We start from the raw sequence: 19777 nt of genomic DNA on the forward strand, positions 1-19777 counted from the left end.
GTGGACAAAGCCCTCCGTGGCCTTTGTCCACTGTTTGCCGGCCGCATCCTGCGGCCGGTTGGCGAATCGTTGCGTGTTGCCGATTCCGGGACAAAGCCCTCCGTTTTCACGTGGACAAAGCCCTCCGTGGCCTTTGTCCACTGGCTGCCGGCCGCATCCTCTGCCGCCGCGCTCAGTCGTGCTTCCCGAGCCAGCGTTCCCGGATCCGGGTGATCTCCCCTTCCTCGCGCATCTGGAGCAGCGCCTTGTTGAGCGGCTCGCGGAGTAGGCTCCCCGTCGGCAGCACGATCCCGAAGTCGAAGACGTCGAACAACGGCCCGACGACGCGCAACCGCGGCCGGCCGAGCTCGGCGACCAGTGCCGAGACGACTTCGTTGGCCGAGACGACCGCCTTGATCTCACCGGCGTCGAGCGCCGCCAGTGCCTCGCGAAGCGTCGGATACTCGCGTGGAAACCCACCGCGCTGCTTGACCACGCCGATCGTCACCGCCCCCTCCTGGACTCCGACCGAACGCCCGGCGAGGTCGCGCGGGCCGTGGATGATGCCGGCGACCTGATCGGCGGTCATCGTCGCGGTGAGCACGCTGGTGAAGGCGGCGACGAGGCCGATGCCGCCGATCATCCAGGCCAGCGCGATCGCCCGCCCGAGGATGCCGTCGACGTGCTTGTCGTCGCAGCCCCCGGTGACGACCGCCGACACGATCCACCACAGCGCCTCGCCGACGCCACGCCGGTAGTCCCGCGGAAACGAGTCGGGGTTGTCGCCGCGCTCGACCCACCACAGCAGGTGGCCGGAAAGCAGCGCCAGCGCCGCCACCGCGCCGAGCACGGACAGCAGCCGCCAGCTGGCCAGCGACCGCGCCGCGTCGAGCAGTCCGGTGCCCCGCTGTTCTCGGACGACGATCCGCATCCCGGAGTGGAACACCGGATGGGTGAAGTCGAGCGTCCGCTCGCGCTCCTCGGTGATCGCCACCGGCCCGAGACCGACGTCGATCCGCCCGGCGCCGACGTCGTCGATCAACGACACGATCGACGGCACGCGCACGAACGTCGTCGTGATCCCGATCCGCCGGGCGAGCCCCTCCCAGATCTCCGGCATCGGGCCGACGAGCGTGTCGCCGCGGTAGTCGACGACTGTCGCGATCGGCGTCGCGCCGACGGTCACGGAACTGGCCGGAGTCTCGGCGGCGCGGGGTCCATCCGGCCACCCGGCGGCGAGCGCCACCACCGCGACGATCCACCCACCCCATGCCCGTGCGGTCGTTCCCGTCCGATCCATCGTCACCTCCCGGTCACCGCGGCGTCGCCCGAGCGCCTCGTGCGGGCGGAGCGTACCGATCGCCGTCGGGGCGACGCTACACTTCTCCACGGAGGGGTCCATGCAGCCGTCGATCACTCGCCAGCGGGAGAACCCGCGTTTCCGATTGGTCGGGGCCTGGCGCCCGCGTTGGCTGATGGCCGCCGCCGGGCTGATGGCTCGGCTCGCGGCCGCGGCCGAGCCGGCCGCCGATCCCGCCTTCTTCGCCGACCGCGTCCTGCCGATCCTGAAGGCACGCTGCTTCGAGTGCCACTCGCACGGCGCCTCGATCGAAGGGGGGCTGGCGCTCGATTCAGCCGGGGGCTGGCGGCAGGGGGGCGATTCCGGGCCGGCGATCGTCCCCGGCACGCCCGACGAGAGCCTGCTGATCCGGGCGATCCGCCATCTCGATCCCGCGCTCACGATGCCCCCCACCGGGCGACTGCCAGACGCCGAGATCGCCACGCTCGTCGCCTGGATCGCGGCCGGCGCCCCCGACCCGCGCGCCGGCGATTCGCCGGCGCCGCGCGGCGCGATCGACATCGCCGGGGGCCGCGCCCACTGGGCCTTCCAGCCGGTCGCCGATCCCACGCCACCGCCGGTGGCCGACGGCGCTTGGCCGCTCGACGACGTCGACCGCTTCATCCTCGCGCGGCTCGAGGCGGCGGGGCTGCACCCGGCCGCCGACGCCGACGGCCATGCCTGGCTACGGCGCGTGTCGTTCGACCTCACCGGCCTGCCGCCGAGCCCCGCCGAGATCGCCGCCTTCGTCGCCGACACCTCCCCTCTGGCCCGCGCGCGGGTCGTCGACAGGCTGCTCGCCTCACGCGCGTTCGCCGAGCGCCAGGCGCGGCGCTGGCTCGACCTCACCGGCTACGCCGACCAGATGGGGACGAGCAACGACGTCTTCGCCGAGCATGCCTGGCGCTACCGCGACTGGGTGATCGGGGCGTTCGCTGCCGACCTTCCCTACGACTCGTTCGTCCGCGTTCAGATCGCCGGCGACCTCCTCCCCGCCGCCGGCCCCGAGGAACGCGCCGCCGGGATCACGGCCACCGGGTTCCTCGTCCTCGGCGACGTCGAGATCGTCGCCGTCGACAAGCACAAGCTCGAGCTCGACCTCGTCGACCAGCAGGTCACGAAGGTCGGGACAGCATTCCTCGGAATGACCCTCGGCTGCGTGCGCTGCCACGACCACAAGTTCGATCCCGTCGGCCTCGAGGACTACTACGGCATCGCCGGCACGTTCGCCAGCTCGCGGTCGGTCCACAAGATTCCCGTCGGCGTCTGGAGCAAGGTCAACGAGGTCGAGCTCCCCGAGACCGACGGGCAGCGCGCCGAGCGGCTCCTCCGCGCCGAGGAGGAGGCCGAGCGGATCGCCGACCTCAAGCGCCAGCGCGAGCGTTTGGACGAGCAGCGCCGCGCACTCGACGGGCGGATCGAGAAGGCCGTCGAGCGCGAGGCCGCGCGAGGAGGCGAGCCCACCCCCGAGGAGGACAAGCCCTCGGTGCTGCTCAAGGGGGAGCGCGACCGGATCGCCGGGGAGATCGGCCGCCTCGACCGGAAGATCACCCATGCCGAGTTCTTCGCGCCGCGCGTCCCGCGCGCGTTCGCCGTCAGCGACGCCCCCGCGCCGGCCGACATGGCGATCCGGATCCGCGGCAACCACCGGGCTCCCGGCAGGGTCGTGCCGCGCGGCGTGCTCCGGGTGGCCTGCCAGGGGGAGCCGCCGACGATGCCCCCCGATGCCAGCGGCCGGCGCGAGCTGGCCGAGTGGATCGCCGACGCGCGCAACCCGCTCACCGCGCGGGTCGCGGTCAACCGGGTCTGGCAGCAGCTGTTCGGCGCCGGGATCGTCCGCAGCGTCGACAACTTCGGCACCCGCGGCGAGGCGCCGACCCACCCCGAGCTGCTCGACCGGCTGGCCACCGACTTCGTCCGCGACGGCTGGTCGGTGAAGCGCCTCATCCGCCGCCTCGCGCTGTCGCGCAGCTACGCGATGGCAAGCGTCCCGGCGGTCACCGCCGACCCCTCCGACTGGCTCCTGGCGCGGATGCCGCGCCGGCGGCTCGACGCCGAGGCGATCCGCGACGCCGTGCTGGCGGTGTCGGGGCGGCTGGTCGAGTCGCGCGGCGGTCCGGCGCTGCCCCTCGAGATCGTCGAGAATGCGGGGGGGCTGACCGACAAGGTCAACCCGCCGAGCTTCCGCTTCGCGCGCTTCCGCCGCGAGCAGGAGTTCGTCCGCACCCTCTACCTGCCGATCATCCGCTCGGCGCCGCAGCCCGGCCCGGCCCGGCTCCGCGAGGTCTTCGATTTCACACCGCCGGCGACGTTCGCCGGGACGCGCCCGCAGACGATCGTCCCGACGCAGGCGCTGTTCCTCCTCAACGATCCGTTCATGAAGGCCCGGGCGGCCGACCTGGCACGGCTTGTGCTCGAGGCGCGGCCTGACCGCGATGCCCGGCTGGCCGCGCTGTGGATCCGCGTCCTCGGCCGACCGATCACGGCCGAGGAGGCGGCCGACGCCGGGGCCCTGCTCGACGCGGTGGCCGGCACGCCCGCCGACGAGCCGGCGGCCTGGGCCGAGCTGTGCCACGCGCTGCTGGCGAGCAACGAGTTTCTGATCACGCTTTGAGGGAGCAGTCCGATGCCGCCGCTTTCCCCGTCGCCACGGCGCCACTTCCTGCGCACCACGAGCTGCGGCTTCGGCGCCCTGGCTCTCCACCAGCTCGCTGCCGCCGCGGCCGATCCGGCGGCGGCGCTGCTCCCGGGGGAACCGCGCGCCAAGCGCGTGATCTTCCTGTTCATGCAGGGGGGCCCGTCGCAGCCCGACCTGTTCGACCCCAAGGAGCTGATCCGCCGCCGCCACGGCGAGCCGGTCGCCCCGCCGGTCGACACCACCGTCGAGACGATCGGCATCGACCGCTACCTGGCGCTGGCGCCGATCGCGCCGCTGGCGCCGCGCGGTCAATCGGGCATCGTGATCTCCGACCTCCTCCCCTGGACCGCGCGGATCGCCGACGACATCTGCCTGCTCCGCGGGATGGTCGCCGACAACAACCAGCACGCCCCCGCCACGCTCCAGTTCCACACCGGCAGCACGACCGACGTCCGGCCGTCGATGGGCTCGTGGATCTCCTACGGCCTGGGCACCGAGAACGCCGATCTCCCCGGCTTCGTCACGATCCACCCCGACAACGACGTTCGCACCTACGGCGCCGGCTTCCTGCCGGCGCGGCACCAGGGGCTGCGGCTGGTCGTGCCGGCGGGCGCCGCGCCGCCGATCGACAACCTCGTCGATCCGGCCGCGCGCCCCGAGGTGCAGCGGGCGCGGATCGACATGGTCCAGCGGCAGAACCGGCGCTTGCTCGCCGCCGCCGGAGGCGACGACCTGATGGAGGGGATGATCGAGTCGATGGAGACCGCGTTCCGGATGCAGGCCACGGCGCCGGAATTCGTCGACCTCTCCGGCGAGTCGAAGGCGACCCTCGAGGCGTACGGCATCGGCGGCCGCGACACCGATCGCAACGGCCGCGCCTGCCTCCTCGCCCGGCGCCTCTCCGAGGCCGGCGTGCGCTTCGTCCAGGTGACGATGGGGGGCTGGGACCACCATGGCAACATCCGCGGCGCCCTGCCGGCGAGCTGCCGGGGGAGCGACCAGCCGGCGGCGGCGCTCGTCCTCGACCTCAAGGCGCGCGGCCTGCTCGACGACACGCTGGTCGTCTGGTCGGGGGAGTTCGGGCGGACGCCCTGGAGCCAGGATCTCTCCGGCACAGCGCCGATCGACCAGCACGGCCGCGAGCACCAGCCGGAAGGGTTCTGCACGTGGCTCGCCGGTGGCGGCGTGCGCGCGGGCTTGTGTTTCGGCGAGACCGACGACTTCGGCTGGAAGCCGGTCGCGGGGCGGGTCCACCTCCACGACCTCCACGCGACGATCCTCCACCAGCTCGGCATCGACCACACCCGCCTCACCTGGCGCCACGCGGGGCGTGACTTCCGGCTCACCGACGTCCACGGCCGGATCGTCCGCGAGATCCTCACCTGAGCGGCCGGTCTTGCCCCCGCCGGGCGATCCACCTACGCTCCGCCGCCCGCGGCGCGGGCGCGGCCGCCACCCCGCGCCGCTGCAGGCGTTACGGGGTCTTCGCCATGTCGGCCGTGCGCCTCCTCGCCATCCCCTGCCTGGCGAGCCTCGCCCTCTACGTCCTCGCCTGGTGCCTGGTCGTGCCGCGGCTCCTCGCCCGGCGCCGCGCCGCCGGCCCGCCGCCGGGCGACCTCCCCGGGCTCTCGATCCTCAAGCCGCTGTGCGGCCTCGACGAGGGGCTCGAGGCAAACCTCGCCAGCTTCCTCGACCTCGATCACGAGCCGCTGCAGATCGTGTTCGGCGTCGCCGATCCGTTCGATCCGGCGCTGGCGCTGGTGCGGAAGCTCGTCCGGGCCCGCCCCCCGCGCGACGTGGCGATCGTCGTCGGCAGGACCAGCGCTGCCGCCAGCCCGAAGGTGGCCCTCCTCGAGGCGCTGCTCCCCCACGCCCGCCACCCGATCGTCCTTCTCTCCGACAGCAACGTCCGCCTCGCCGGGCACGAGCCGGCGGCGATCCTCCCGCTGTTCGCCGAACCCGACGTGGGGATGGTCTACCAGCCGGTCGTGGCCCGCGGCGAACGGACCGTCGCCGCGGCGATCGAGAACCTCCACTACACCGAGTACGCCGCGTTCCTCACGATCGCGATCAACGCCCTGGTCGGCCAGCACACCGTCAACGCCAAGGGGATGTGGCTCCGCCGCACGACGCTCGACGCCCTCGACGGCTTCGCCACCGTGCGCGACAGCGGCGCCGACGACTACGAGCTCGGCCGCCAGGTGCAGGCGGCGGGCTGGGGGCTGGTGCCGGCGGCGCTGCCGGTCACCGTCGTGCAGCGCGACTGGTCGTGGCGCAGCCTCTTGGCCCGCAATCTCCGCCACGCCGGCCTGCGGCTGCGGATCTGCCCGCTCGCCTACCCGTGCGAGCTGCTCGTCAACCCGGTCGCCTGGGCGCTGCCGCTACTGGCATTCCCGGGCTGGGCGCCGTTGGTCGTCGCGGTCGTGGTCCTCAAACTGGCGCTCGAGCTGTCGGCCGCGCGGCTGCTCCGCGGCACGCGGCTGCCACCGCGCTTCGTGCCGGTGGCGCTGCTCAAGGACCTGGTGATCTTCGCCTGCTGGTTCGTGGCGCCGTTCCAGCGCACCGCCTGCTGGCGCGACCGCACCTACCGCCTCCTCGCCGGCGGCCGGATCGAGCCGGTCCCGGGGGTCGCCGCGGCCCCGGCCGGCGCCCTCGAGACGGCGGCCTGACCGGCACCACCCCGCGCCCGGCCGCACCGGGCGTGCTACAACTCCGTCGACCACTGCCCCCGGGAGTCGCCCCGATGCGCCACGGTTGTGCCCCGCTCCTCTCCGGGCGCCTCGTCGCCCTGGCCACGCTCGTGGCCGTCGCCCCAGCGGCAGCTTGCCGCGCCGACGACTGGTCGCAGTTCCGCGGTGGCGCGGCCCTCGGCCATGCCGGCGGCGCCGCCCCGCCGGCGACGTTCACCCCCGAGCGCGTCGCGTGGCGGACGCCGATCCCCGGTGCCGGCTGGTCGCAGCCGGTGATCGCCGGCGGCCGGCTGTATGTGACCACCGCGGTGATCCCCAACGGCCGCCGGCCGAAGGGCTCGGGTGGGGCGATGGACTTGAGCACGATGGGGCGACCGAGCATCCCGCGCGAGCCGGTCCAGTGGCGCGTGCTGTGCCTCGATCCGGCCCGGGGAACGATCCTCTGGGATCGCGTCGTCGTCGAGGCCAAGCCGAAGTACGGGACCCACATCTCCAACACCTACGCCACCGAGACCCCGTGCGCCACCGGCGACGGCGTGATCGCCTTCTTCGGCGCCACCGGCACGCTCGTGTCCCTCGGCGTCGACGGCACCGAGCGCTGGCGGCGCGAGTTCGGTCCGCAGCCGATCCAAAACCAGTTCGGCACCGGTTCGTCGCCGGTGCTCGTCGGCGACCGGCTCGTGCTCCAGCTCTACAACGACGATTCGGCGCGCCTGCTGTGTCTCGATGCCGCCAGCGGGACCGACCGCTGGGAGGCGCCGCGCGACAAGGGGACGTCGTGGGCCACTCCGGTCATCTGGGACAACAAGGGCACGGCCGAGGTCGTCGCCGCCGGCCAGGGGACGATCATCGGCTACGCGCTGGCCGACGGCACCGAGCGCTGGCGCTACGGCGGCCTCGACACCTCGTTCGCCTGCTCGGTCGTGGCCGACCGTGAGGCGGTCTACTTCGGCACCTCGAGCCCCGGCTCGAGCGCGCCGGCCGCCGCGATCGCCGCCGGCCACGCCGGCGACCTGTCGCTCGAGAAGGGGGCGAAGTCGTCGTCGGCGGTGTGGTGGAGCCGGACGAAGAGCGGCGCCGGCATGCCGTCGCCGGTCGTCGTCGGCGACCTGCTGTACTTCTTCGGGAGCACCGCCGTGTGCTTCGACAAGCGGACGGGCGAAGAGAAGTTCCGCAAGCGGATGCCCGGCGGCACGCAGGCCGTCGGCTGCCCGGTCGTCGTCGGCGAGACGATCTACGTCGTCAACGAAGCGGGCAAGGTGCTGGCCTTCAAAGCCGGCCCGGACTACGAGCTCCTCGGCGAGTCGGCCGCCGGCAGCGACGACGAGGTGTGGTGGTCGACACCGGCCGTGGCCGATGGCGCGCTGTTCGTGCGCTCGAGCGACGCGGTGAGCTGCATCCGCTGACGCCGCCGCCGCTCACACGGCCCCCCGCGCCGCCTCCTCGCCGCGCAGTGCCGCTGCCGTGCGCCGAAACGCGACGACTTGTGTCTTCCCGATGAGCCCCGCGAGGCGGTACCGGGCCCGGGCCAGCTTCCCGCCGCCGGCGGCACGGTAGCGCCAGAGGTCGAGCGGCTCGAGTGCCTCCCTCCAACTGCGGCGCAGGAAGCGGACCACCGGGGCGACGTGGGGATGCGGGGCGTCGTCCATCACCAGGACGCCGCCGGAACCGAGCAGGCGGACGGCGTAGTAGCAGTCGACGAACACGTTTTCAAAGAGGTGCGAGCCGTCGACGTAGACGATGCCGAAGCGCCGACCGGCGGCGACGAGGCGCGGCAGCACCAGTGCCGACGGTTCCTCGATCACCTCGACATAGGGTGCGAGGCCGGCCCGCTCGACACTCAGCCGGCCGACGTCGTCGAACGCCGCGCGCTGGAACGGATCGATCGCCAGATGCTGCCCCGCAGGCCTCACGCCGCGGTCGGCGAGGCTGCCGGCCAGCGCCAGGGCCGACGCGCCCAGCGCCAGCCCGACCTCGAGCGTCGCCTCGGGGCGGAGGTCGTCGGCCAGCCCGCGGAGGATGGCCAGCGTGTTGACGCTCGAGAGCGTGGCCGGATCGGTGAACGGCCGCCCCGACCGGCCGGCGACGCGCCCGGCGGCGAGGTTCACGAACAGGTCTTCGATCTGCGGCCGGCAAAACGCCAGACGCCGCCACTCCTGCTCCACGTCGCCGTCTCCACAAACCACGTCCGCCCCGCGCCCGGGGCACGGGGCGGGGGGCCGAGGCTATCATGGTGCAGCCGTGGCGGAGAAGCGACCGGCCCGCCGCCGCGCCCTCCTCTGCGCGAGGCCGACGATGTTCGAACTGCTCTGCGGCGGCTTCGACCGGGCGTTGCTCTGCGGCCGCGGCCGCACGCGGCGTGACCTCCTCCAGGCCGGGGCGCTGGCGGCTGTCGGCCTGTCGCTGCCGCAGTACGCGCGGGCTGCCGCCGAGGGGCGCGTCCGCCCCGGCCACGAGAAGCGCTCGTGCATCATGATCTTCAACCTCGGGGGGCCGAGCCAGCTCGACCTCTGGGACATGAAGCCCGACGCGGCGGCCGAGATCCGCGGCCCGTTCGCGCCGATCCGCACCGCCAGCGACGCCTTCGAGATCTCCGAACTGCTGCCGAAGCACGCCGCGATCGCCGACCGGTTCTCGCTCGTCCGCTCCTGCCACCACGACGGCGCCGCCGTCCACGACGCCGGCTGGCAGATGATGCAGACCGGGCGCCGGTTCACCGGCGGGATCAATTCGCCGCACGCCGGCAGCGTCGCCAGCTACCTCCTCGGGCGGCGCAGCGACCTGCCGCCGTTCGTCGTCCTCCCGCAGCTCATGGGGCGCGGCGGCGGCAACCTCCCCAACGGCCAGGCCGGCGGGTTTCTCGGCAAGGCCCACGACCCGTTCGCACTGATGGCCGACCCGTCGCAGCCCGAGTTCCGCGTCCCCGACCTCCTTCCCCCCGACCAGTTCGCCGGCGCGCGCCTCGACCGGCGGCGGAAGATGCGCGACATGGTGGAGGCCAGCGCCGCGGCGTTCGAAGCCAGCGAAGACGCGCGCCTTCTCGACGACAATTTTCACGCCGCCTGGCGGATCATGACCAGCCAGGCGGCGCGCGAGGCCTTCGAGCTGTCGCGCGAGCCCCCCGAGGTGCGCGAGCGCTACGGGATGAACCGCTTCGGGCAGTGCTGCCTGCTCGCCCGGCGGCTGGTGGAGAGCGGCGTCCGGTTCGTGACGATCAACACCTTCCTCACCGTGTTCGACGAGATCACCTGGGACATCCACGGCTCCAAGCCGTTCACGTCGATCGCCGGGATGAAGGAGATCGTCTGCCCGATGTACGACCAGGCCTACTCGGCGCTGATCGAGGATCTCGCGCAGCGCGGCCTCCTCGGCGACACGCTCGTCGCCGGGCTGGCGGAGTTCGGCCGGACGCCGAAGGTCAATCCCGCCGGCGGCCGCGACCACTGGCCGCAGTGCTTCACCTGCTCGTTCGCCGGCGGGGGCGTGCAGGGGGGCCGCGTGGTCGGCGCGAGCGACGCGATCGGCGGCTTCCCCGCGGAGCGCCCCGTGCGCCCCGGCGACATCGTGGCGACGATCTTCCATTCGCTCGGCCTCGACCATGGCGGGATCCTGCCCGGCCCGGCCGGGCGCCCGTTCGCGCTCACCGACTTCGGCACCGAGCCGATCCGCGAGCTGTTTTCCTGATCGGGGAGTGACCATGCGACCACGCCTCCTGTCGCTCGCCGTGCTCGTGGCCGCCGTCGCCAGGACGGCACCGGGGGGCGACGTCGCGCCGCCGAGCTTCACGCTCGACGTCGTTCCGATCCTCTCCAAGGCCGGCTGCAACGGCGGCGGCTGCCACGGGGCGCTGGCCGGCAAGGGGGGCCTGCGGCTGTCGCTGTTCGGCTACGATCCCGCCGCCGACCACCGGGCGATCACGCGCGACGCCCTCGGCCGGCGCGTCGACCGCGCCGACCCCGGTGCGAGCCTGCTGTTGGCCAAGCCGACGACCGCCGTCGCCCACAAGGGAGGCCGGCGCCTCGATCCCGACGGTCCCGACTACGCCCTTCTCGCGGCGTGGATCGGTGCCGGCGGCCCCGGCCCCGACCCTGGCGAGCGGCGCTTGACCGCGATCGAGGTCAGCCCCGCGGAGGCGTCTCTCGCCCCCGGCACGACCGCGCCCCTGACGGTGACGGCGACCTACTCCGACGGCAGCCGGCGCGACGTCACGCCCCACACCCGGTTCGCCGCCACCGACGAGGCGGTGGCCACGGTCGATCCCGCCGGGAGCGTGACGGTCGTCGGCCCCGGGGCCGGCGGCGTGACCGCCTGGTATTCGTCGCGCGTGGCCGTCGCCCGGATCGTCGCGCCGTTCGCCCACGACGTTCCCGCGGCGGTGTTCGCCGCGGCGCCGCGGGCCAACGTCATCGACGAGCTCGTCCTCGAGCAGCTCGCCGCGCTGCACCTCGAGCCGTCGCCCGCGTGCGACGACGCCACGTTCGTGCGCCGCGCGTTTGTCGACACGATCGGCCGGCTGCCCACGCCCGAGGAGGTGCGCCGGTTCCTCGCCGACACCGCCCCCGGCAAGCACGAGCGGCTGGTGGAGCTGCTCCTCGCGCGGCCGGAGTTCGTCGACTACTGGGCCTGGAAGTGGTCCGACCTGTTGCTCGTCACCGGCTCCAAGCTCCGCCCCCCGGCGGTCGCCGCCTACCACCGCTGGATCCGCGACCGCGTCGCCGACGGCACGCCGTGGGACGAATTCGCGCGCCGGGTCGTGACCGCGAAGGGGTCGAGCGCCGTCGACGGCGCCACCAACTTCTTCGCCGTCCACCAGGACCCCGAAGCGATGGCGGAAAACGTCAGCCAGGCGTTTCTCGGCCTGTCGATCGGCTGCGCGAAGTGCCACGACCACCCGCTCGAGAAATGGACCAACGACCAGTACTACGCCTTCGCCAACCTGTTCGCGCGCGTCCGCGCCAAGGGCTGGGGGGGCGACGCCCGCAACGGCGACGGCCAGCGCACGCTGTATGTCGAGTCGAGTGGCGACCTGATCCAGCCGCGCACCGGCCGGCCGCAGCCGCCGGCGCCGCTCGACGGCACGCCGCTGCCTGCCGACTTCACCGGCGACCGGCGCGAGGCGCTCGCCGCCTGGCTCACCTCCCCCGACAATCCGTCGTTCACCCGCGCCATCGTCAATCGCGTGTGGGCCAATTTCTTCTCCGTCGGTCTGGTCGAGCCGGTCGACGACCTCCGCGCCACCAATCCCGCCGCCAACGAGAAGCTGCTCTCGGCGCTGGCCGATCATCTGGTCGCCCACCGCTACGACCTCAAGGCGCTGATGCGTTTGATCCTCGCCAGCCACACCTACCGCCGCTCGGCCGTGGCGCTCCCGACCAACGCCGGCGACCGGCGCTCGTTTGCCCGCGCCTACCCGCGGCGCCTCGCCGCCGAGGTCCTCGCCGACGCGATCGCCGACGTCACGGGCGTGCGCGACGCGTTCACCGAGATCGCCCTCAACGACGGCTCGACCGAGAAGACGACCGCCTACGGCGCCGACACCCGCGCGCTGCAGGTCGCCGACGCCGCCGTGAAGAGCCCGTTCCTCGCCACGTTCGGCCGCAACCCCCGCGACATCACCTGCGAGTGCGAGCGCAGCAACCAGCCGAGCCTCGTCCAGGTCCTCGCCCTCTCCAACGGCGCCGCGATCAACGACAAGCTCGCCGCCAAGGGGGGACGGATCACGCAGTTCCTCGCGACCGACCCGCCGCCGCTCCGGATCGTCGAGCAGGCGTGGCTCGAATGCCTGTCGCGTCTCCCCACCGACGGCGAGCGGAAGAGCTTCGAGGAGCTGCTCGCCGCGGCCCCCGCCGAGGAGCGGCGCGCGGTGGTCGAAGACCTCTACTGGTCGCTGCTCACCAGCCGCGAATTCCTCTTCCGGCACTGATCCCGCCTGCCCCAGGTATCCCCGCTGGAGACCGGCCGATGACCGCGCCCCGCCCCCCGCACGTCGCCACCGCGCGGTCAGTCGCGTGGCTGGTCGCGCTCGTCGTCGTGGCGCCTGCTGCCCAGGCGGCCGCGCCGTCGTTCGAGCGCGACGTGGCGCCGTTGCTCCGCGCCTACTGCGCCGGCTGCCATGCCGGGGCCGACGCCGAGGGAGGCCTGTCGGTCGAGACCTTCGCGCTGTTGCGCGCCGGCGGCTCGGCCGGCAATCCGCTCGGCACGGGCGACGGCAGCGCGGCACTCGTGCTGTCGCGCCTCGCCGCCACCGGCGACGACCACATGCCGCCGGCCGGCCAGCCGCAGCCGTCGGCCGCCGAGATCGAGGCGGTGCGTGCCTGGATCGCCGCCGGCGCGCCGGGGCCGGCCGTCGACCGCTCGATCCTCGCCGAGATGGCGGTCCCCCGGCTGCCCCCCGCGCGCGGCAGCCTGCCGGTGACGGCACTGGCGCTGGGCCCCGACGGCGCCGTCGCCGTGGCCCGCGACCGGCAGGTGGAGATCCTCCGCGACGGCGGCGCGCTGCCGGTCGCCGATCCGCCGGGACGGGTGACGGCGCTGCACTTCTCCGCCGACGGCCGGCGCCTCGTCGTCGCCGGCGGGATCGCGGGGCTCACCGGATCGGCGCAGCTCCGCGATACGTCGAGCGCGGCGGTCCTGGCGACGTTCGGCCCGCACCGCGACATCCTCCACGATGCCGAGCTGTCGCCCGACGGCACGCTCGTCGCCACCGCCGGCTACGACCGGAGCGTGAAGCTGTGGCGCGCGGCCGACGGCACCCTCGTGCGGAGCATCGACGTCCACGACGGCCCGGTGTTCGACCTCGCCTGGCATCCGTCGGGCAAGGTCCTCGCCAGCGCCAGCGCCGACGAGACGGTGAAACTGTGGCGCACGGCCGACGGCGTGCGCCTCGACACACTCTCGCAGCCACAGGCCGAGGTGTTTGCCGTCGCCTTTGCCCCCGACGGCCGGCACCTGGTGGCCGCCGGCCGCGACCGGCGGATCCATGTCTGGGAAGTGGCCACGCTCGACGCTCCCGGGCTCAATCCGCCGCGCGTCTCGCGCTATGCCCACGAAAGCGCGATCGTGGCGCTCGCCCTGTCTCCCGACGGCACGCGCCTCGCGACCGGTGCCGAGGATGGCACGGCGCGGCTGTGGTCGTTTCCGGCGGTCGATCTCGTCGCCCCGTTCGTGCCCCGCGCCGACGCCGCGACGGCGATCGCCCCCCGTGCCGACGGTACGTTTCTCGCCGGCACCGCCGACGGGATCGTGGCGGCGCTGGCGGGAGATTCCGCGCCAGTGGGGCCGGGTGCTGGTCTCGCCCCCGCCGGGACGGGGGCCTCCAGTCCGGCCTCGACCCCCGCTCCCCCTGCCGATCTCGCCGCGGTCGCCGAGGCCGAGCCCAACGACTCCCCTGCCACCGCCCCTGCCGTGCCGGTCGGGGTCGTCGTCAGCGGCGTGATCGGGGCCCCGGGCGACGTTGACCTCGTCCGCTTTTCGGCCACCGCCGGGCAGGTCGTGCTCCTCGAGACGAACGCCGCACGGTCGAAGTCGCCGCTCGACTCGCGGATCGAGGTCCTCCATGCCGCCGGCCCCCGTGCCGGCGAGCCGGTGGAGCGCGTCGTGCTCCGGGCCACGCGCGACAGTTGGTTCACGTTTCGCGGCAAGGATTCGAGCCAGTCCGACGATTTCCGGCTCCACAACTGGGCCGAGATGGAGCTCGACGAGCTGCTCTACACCGGCGGCGAAGTGGTGAAGCTGTGGCTCTACCCGCGTGGCCCCGACAGTGGCTTCAAAGTCTATCCCGGCGGCGGGCCCCGCCAGACGCTGTTCGACACCACCGCCGTCACCCATGCCCTCGGCGAGCCGGCATGGATCGTCGAGGCGCTCCCAGCCGGCGCCCGCCCCGCCCCCAACGGCCTGCCGGTGTTCCGCCTCGTCTACGACAACGACGACGCCGCCAACCGGCGCCTCGGCACCGACTCGCAGCTCCTGTTCACGGCGCCGGCCGACGGCGACTACCTCGCCCGGGTCAGCGACGTCCGGTCGTTCGGCGGTCCCGACCACCGCTACGCCCTGTCGGTCCGCGCCCCGCGCCCCGATTTCACCGTCGCCATCGGCGGGATGAATCCCAAGGTGAGTCCGGGGAGCGCCCGCGAGGTGGCGTTTACCGTGACGCGCGACGAAGGGTTTGACGGGGCGGTGCGGATCGCGGTCGCCGACCTGCCCCCCGGATTCACGCTCCCCGGGCCGATCGAGATCGAGGCCGGGCAGGAGCGGGCCATCGGCGTGCTCGCCGCCGCCGCCGCCGCGGTCGCTCCAGACGAGGCACTCGACAAGGCGGTCCGCGTCACGGCCACGGCCACGATTCTTGGCCGCGAGGTTGCCAAGGAGCTCGGCGCGCTCGGCGACATCCAGCTTGCCGACGCGCCGAAGCTCGCCGTCGAGATCCTCGACGCGGCTGGCCGCGGGCGCGCCGCGCCAGACGAGGCGATCCTGTTTTCGATCCGTCCCGGCACGACGCTGTCGGCGAAGGTCCGCGCCGTGCGCCACGCCTTCGACGGCCGGATCGAGCTCGGCGGCGACGACTCCGGCCGCAATCTCCCCCACGGCTGTTTCGTCGACAACATCGGCCTCAACGGCCTGCTGATCGTCGAGGGGCAGACGGAGCGCGAGTTTTTCATCACGGCCAGTCCGGTGGCCAAGCCGGGGCGGCGCCTGTTCCATCTCCGCGCCACGGCCGACGGCGGCCAGTGCTCGCTGCCGGCGGTGATCGAGGTCCTGCCCCGTGAGACCGCCATCGCCGAGCGCTGACGGCCAGCTGCTATAGCGCCGTGCGACGGCCCGTGACAAAGCTTTCGCGGCCTCTGTCCCCCGTGCCGACGGATCGACAGACGCAAGGATGATGCCTGGCTGTCCTTTTTCCTCTCACTCCGCTCCTTCCGGGTGCATCATCCTGCTCGGCCGGTGGCCTACGGCGTTGACGGTGCCTATACCCCCGTATATCATTTTTCTCATGTCTACCGCCGAAAAGCGACGCCTGACGCCCGCGGAATATCTCGCCATCGAGGTGGCGAGCGAGCGGCGGCACGAGTATCTGGCCGGCGAGATGTTCGCCATGAGCGGCGGCTCATACTGGCACAATCTCGTCAAGGACAACCTTGCCCATGCGATCCGCAACCGCCTGGCCGGCCGCGGCTGCACAGTGCTGACGAGCGACCAGCGGGTCAAGGTGGACGCCACAGGGTTGTATACCTATCCCGATGTCGTCGTGTTCTGCGGCAAGCCGGTCTTCGAGGATGGCGTTCACTACTCGGCCACCAATCCGCTCGTGCTGGCGGAGGTGCTCTCCGACTCCACCGAGAAGTACGACCGGGGCGTGAAGTTCGGCCATTACCGGCAGCTGCCGAGCGTCGAGGAGTATCTCGTGCTGGCCCAGGATCGTGTCTCGGTGGAGCGGTTTCGGCGGCAGGGGGGGGGCGATCGGGGCTCCTGGCTGCTGACCGCGGTCGCCGATCCGGCGGGCCTGGTCGAGTTCGAGTCGCTCGGCATCGCCGTGCCGGTGGCGGAGATCTACGCCGGCGTCGAATTTCCGGCCGCGGGCTGACGTGAAAACCGACCGGCGAAGACGGCGGACATGTTCGGCCGGATCCTCCAGGTCGAGACGGTAAACACCGGCCCGTACGAGTTCCGTGTCCGCCGCCGGCGGACATGGAGCGGGGAGCACCGCATGGGACCGACGATCATGCCTGTCCTTTCTTCTCCCCTGCCCGCTGCCATCCGAAGCACGTCGTGATCCGGGCGCGGCGGTTTCGGGTGGCATGCGTCGAGCAGCTGTCACGGTGTGCAAATCCTACATCGCCGATGTAGGATTTGCGTTTGTGACGCGAGCAACGCCATGGTCGCGGCCCGGAGGGAGCATGGCCAGGATTTTTTCTCGATTACTCGCCCCGCCGAAGAAGACGTTCCTCCTGCTCGGGCCTCGTGGCACGGGGAAGTCCACCTGGTTGGCGAACCATTTTCCGCGGGCTGTCAGGATCGATCTGTTGCACGCGGAGCAGTTGTATCGCTACCGATCGAATCCGTCGTTGCTCCGATCGGACCTCGGTGGGCTTCGGGCTGGCGAATGGGCGGTCATCGACGAGGCCCAGAAAGTGCCCGATCTGCTCGATGAAATACACGGGCTTTACGAAGCACGGCGCATCAATTTCGCGATCACCGGCTCCAGTGCCAGAAAACTGCGTCGAGCCGACGTCAACCTGCTCGGTGGCCGGGCGATTCGGTGCGATTTTTCCCGCTGGCTTGGGCAGAGATCAAGCACACCTCGTTTCTCGATGCGTGTCTCGCCTACGGGACGCTTCCTCCCGTGGTTACGGACCCGTTGCATGCGACCGACACGCTCGCGAGCTACGTGGGCACCTATCTTCAGGAGGAGATTGCGGCGGAGGCACTGACCCGCAATATCCAGCCGTTCGCGCGGTTCCTTCAGGAAGCCGCAAAGCACCACGCCCAGGTGCTGAACGTCGAGCGGGTCGCCCAGCGAGCGGCGATCAAGCGGCGCACGGTCGACACCTACTTCGAGATTCTCGAAGACACACTGCTCGGCCTGCGGCTCCCCGCATATCGCCCCGGGCTTCGCTCGAAGGAGGTGGCTCACCCGAAATTTTATTTCTTCGACGCCGGGGTGGCCCGGGCCGCGGCGGGCTGGATTCGGGAGACGATGCCCGACGAATGGCGGGGTTTCTCGTTCGAGACGCTCGTGCTCGGCGAGCTCCGCGCGTTCAATTCCTATCGGCGGAAAGACAAGCGGTTGTTCCACTACAGCGTGACCGGAGCATTCGACATCGACTTCGTGGTGGAAACGCAAAAGAAGGTCTTGAATCGGCCGGCCCGGCTCGTGGCCATCGAGGCCAAAGCCTCGTCTCAATGGCGGTCGGAGTGGAGCCGGCCCTTGGCAATGATCGCCGAGCATGGCGCGATCGATGCTGCGTATGGCGTCTACCTCGGAAAGAAGACGATCGTGAACGATGCGGTCACGGTCTTGCCGTTCGCCGAGTTCAGCCGCCGTCTGTGGGCTGGCGACGTTTTCTGAAAACGTCGGCGGCACCGCCGGATTCACCGTCGCTATCCCGCAGCCAAGCCGGCGTAGCCCCAGTCGAGGCCCACGCCTGAAGTGGCCAGCGCGCCCGCCTGCTCAAGGGGATGCCCAAGGGGATGCCTGCCCAAGGTGATGCCTGTCCATTTCGCTGCTTCCCTTTCTGCGATATGCTGAATCAAGGTTTGGCTCGCACAAATCTCTGGGTTGATCGAGCCAATCCCCCATTACCATCTCACCGCCATGCAAAGCCTCGTCGACATCGAGCAAGCCGTGCAAAATCTCTCGGCTGAGCAGCAGGCCGAGCTCCTGCTATTCGTCGCCGAGCGGCTTCGAAGTCAGCGCGTCCCCCTTCCTGAGCCGCGGGCGTTCACCCGGGAACAACTGGAAGCGTGGCTCGACGAGGACGAGCAGGCGATGGAACGGTTTTGGGCCGGATCGTGAGGTTGTTCGTCGATGCCAGCGTAGCGCTCGCCGCGTGTGGAAGGCCGCGCGGTGCTTCCCGGGCCATCTTCAATGCCGCCGCTGCCCATGGCTGGGAGTTGGTATCGAGCGGATACTCGCTTGCCGAGGTTCGTCGCAACCTCGGCAAACTCCCCGGGGACCCGGCGGTCGAATGGCAGGCGATCGCAGGCGGCCTTCGCATCGTTCGGGATGTCTGGACGAGCGACATGCCAGCCGTGTTCGGTGCCGCAAAAGATCGCCCAGTGCTGTTTACGGCAGCCGCATGGGCCGACGTGCTGCTGACGCTCGACACCGCGGATTTTATCGCCCTACTGGGCAACAGTTTTTATGCTCTCCATGTTCTGACGCCCGGCATGTTCTTGGAGTGGCAGCGGGCGACAGGGATCTTGAGAATATCACGGGGCTGAGTGGGTATTGGCAGCTATCCCGCGGTCAATCCGCCAAGCGCATTGTCCACGTGATGGACGCCGCGATTCGTGGCGATGGCCTTGAGCCGCTCGGTGCTCGTCGCACAGTAGCTGCCGAGCCAGCGGGTCTTGCCGAGAAGGTGTTGGAGGTGAGCCTGCCAGTATTCGGGGCTCGTGCCAAGCCGGTTCATGATGCCCGCCACTTCCTGCGTGATCCGTGCCTTGCCCGTGCGGCAGAGCCGTGCCGTCCAATCCACGAGCTCGAGGTAGCTCGACAGGGAAAACCCAGGCAACATGCCTTCGCGGGCTGCGCCGGCGCAAACGGTGCCGGACGTCTTGCGATCCTGGAGCGGGCAGAGCCAGTGGGATTGTTCGAGGTCGCCTTCGATTCGGGCGGCAGGGACGGATGTTGCTGCGGCGGCGGCCTGGAGTTTTTCGAGGTCGCCGCTCTTGCGGACGTGATCGACCCGCTGCTTGATCGAGGTGTGTGGCGCTTCTTCGGGGGTTTTGGCGATGCCGGCGGCGAACGGGTTCAAGTCGATGTAGGCGCAGGTCGCGAGCAGGGCTTGTTCGTCGAGGATCGCGATCGACTTGTAGCGGGCTTCCCAGAACGTGCCCGTGCAGTCGTCTTCCTTGTTGGCGAGGCGCGCCAGTGGCTCCTTGAGGGCCTTCATGAACCAGCCGAGATCCTGGAGCCGCGCCCGATAGCGGGCCACACGGGCGGTGTCTTGAACCTGCTGGTCGATCCAGGCCTGAACCGTGGCCGGGCTATCTACGTCGAGGCAGGAGGGGCGGTAGACGGCGATCCAGCGGCGGACGACGTCTTCGTCGCTCCAGCCGTCGGCGATGCAGGGGTCGAGGCGGCAGAGAACGTGAAGGTGGTTGTCGAGGATCGCGAAGCCGCAGACCGAGATGGCGAAGTGCTTGGCGAGGACTTCGAGCCGGGCTTCAATCCAGGCCTTGCGGTGCGTCACGCCCTCGCCGCAGAGGAAGGCCCGCCTGACGCAGCGGGAAATGCAGTGGTAGTAGCGGGTGACCGCGACGTCCAGGGCGATTGCGCCATAATGGGTAATCTGGCATGATTGGGCAATCGCGTCCGTGATGTCGCCGAAATTGCGTCGGTGATCGGTCGGGCAGCGATCATCACGGAGGATCGATCATGCCTGTCTCCAAGTCACTGAGCGCCAAGAT

15 protein-coding genes are annotated in these 19777 nt (G+C 71.4%); 12 read left to right on the top strand and 3 right to left on the bottom strand.

What is annotated here, in order from left to right:
* Positions 1-172 precede the first annotated feature (172 nt).
* A complete protein-coding gene (locus FJ309_02540) occupies positions 173-1381 on the bottom strand; it encodes a transporter substrate-binding domain-containing protein (GenBank protein ID MBM3953496.1) in 1209 nt (402 codons plus the stop codon).
* Between FJ309_02540 and FJ309_02545 the strand changes: the two genes are divergently transcribed.
* The 4 genes from FJ309_02545 (at position 1380) to FJ309_02560 (ending at position 8052) form a co-directional block, all read left to right on the top strand.
* Positions 1380-3932 carry a DUF1549 domain-containing protein gene (locus FJ309_02545; protein ID MBM3953497.1) on the top strand — a complete coding sequence of 851 codons (2553 nt, stop codon included), beginning with the start codon at positions 1380-1382 and terminating at the stop codon, positions 3930-3932. The genes FJ309_02540 and FJ309_02545 overlap by 2 nt on opposite strands.
* 12 nt (positions 3933-3944) lie before the next feature.
* Positions 3945-5342, top strand: coding sequence for a DUF1501 domain-containing protein (locus FJ309_02550; GenBank protein ID MBM3953498.1), 1398 nt, complete (start codon positions 3945-3947; stop codon positions 5340-5342).
* Between the two features lie 104 nt (positions 5343-5446).
* Entirely contained in the window at positions 5447-6625 is a 1179-nt protein-coding gene (locus tag FJ309_02555) for a glycosyltransferase (protein MBM3953499.1), read from the top strand.
* Positions 6626-6699: 74 nt separating this feature from the next.
* Complete coding sequence (locus FJ309_02560; protein MBM3953500.1) at positions 6700-8052, top strand: hypothetical protein; 1353 nt, start codon at positions 6700-6702, stop codon at positions 8050-8052.
* Positions 8053-8064: 12 nt separating this feature from the next.
* Here the strand turns inward: FJ309_02560 and FJ309_02565 are convergent, their stop codons facing one another.
* A complete protein-coding gene (locus tag FJ309_02565) occupies positions 8065-8832 on the bottom strand; it encodes a class I SAM-dependent methyltransferase (GenBank protein ID MBM3953501.1) in 768 nt (255 codons plus the stop codon).
* A 109-nt stretch (positions 8833-8941) separates the two neighbouring features.
* Between FJ309_02565 and FJ309_02570 the strand changes: the two genes are divergently transcribed.
* The 8 genes from FJ309_02570 to FJ309_02605 all read left to right on the top strand — a co-directional run bounded on the left by FJ309_02570 (position 8942) and on the right by FJ309_02605 (position 18586).
* A complete protein-coding gene (locus FJ309_02570; GenBank protein ID MBM3953502.1) occupies positions 8942-10330 on the top strand; it encodes a DUF1501 domain-containing protein in 1389 nt (462 codons plus the stop codon).
* Positions 10331-10343: 13 nt separating this feature from the next.
* A complete protein-coding gene (locus FJ309_02575; protein ID MBM3953503.1) occupies positions 10344-12569 on the top strand; it encodes a DUF1553 domain-containing protein in 2226 nt (741 codons plus the stop codon).
* Positions 12570-12607: 38 nt separating this feature from the next.
* Positions 12608-15433: a hypothetical protein gene (locus FJ309_02580; GenBank protein MBM3953504.1), complete on the top strand. Its 2826-nt coding sequence runs from the start codon at positions 12608-12610 to the stop codon at positions 15431-15433.
* A gap of 202 nt (positions 15434-15635) precedes the next feature.
* The gene (locus FJ309_02585; protein MBM3953505.1) at positions 15636-16226 is read left to right on the top strand and encodes a Uma2 family endonuclease; all 591 of its coding nucleotides are present in this window, start codon (positions 15636-15638) and stop codon (positions 16224-16226) included.
* 214 nt (positions 16227-16440) lie between these two features.
* Positions 16441-17073, top strand: coding sequence for a hypothetical protein (locus FJ309_02590; protein MBM3953506.1), 633 nt, complete (start codon positions 16441-16443; stop codon positions 17071-17073).
* The gene (locus tag FJ309_02595; GenBank protein ID MBM3953507.1) at positions 16902-17711 is read left to right on the top strand and encodes a DUF4143 domain-containing protein; all 810 of its coding nucleotides are present in this window, start codon (positions 16902-16904) and stop codon (positions 17709-17711) included. The genes FJ309_02590 and FJ309_02595 overlap by 172 nt, the downstream gene beginning before the upstream one ends.
* A 246-nt stretch (positions 17712-17957) precedes the next feature.
* Entirely contained in the window at positions 17958-18158 is a 201-nt protein-coding gene (locus tag FJ309_02600) for a hypothetical protein (GenBank protein MBM3953508.1), read from the top strand.
* 2 nt (positions 18159-18160) lie between these two features.
* The gene (locus FJ309_02605) at positions 18161-18586 is read left to right on the top strand and encodes a PIN domain-containing protein (protein ID MBM3953509.1); all 426 of its coding nucleotides are present in this window, start codon (positions 18161-18163) and stop codon (positions 18584-18586) included.
* A gap of 14 nt (positions 18587-18600) precedes the next feature.
* Here FJ309_02605 and FJ309_02610 read toward each other — a convergent pair whose 3' ends face one another.
* Positions 18601-19560, bottom strand: a complete 960-nt coding sequence (locus tag FJ309_02610; GenBank protein ID MBM3953510.1) for a transposase — start codon at positions 19558-19560, stop codon at positions 18601-18603.
* Between the last annotated feature and the right edge of the window lie 217 nt (positions 19561-19777).

It is taken from the genome of Planctomycetota bacterium, from assembly GCA_016872555.1.
In the GTDB taxonomy this organism is placed as follows: Bacteria; Planctomycetota; Planctomycetia; order Pirellulales; family UBA1268; genus F1-20-MAGs016.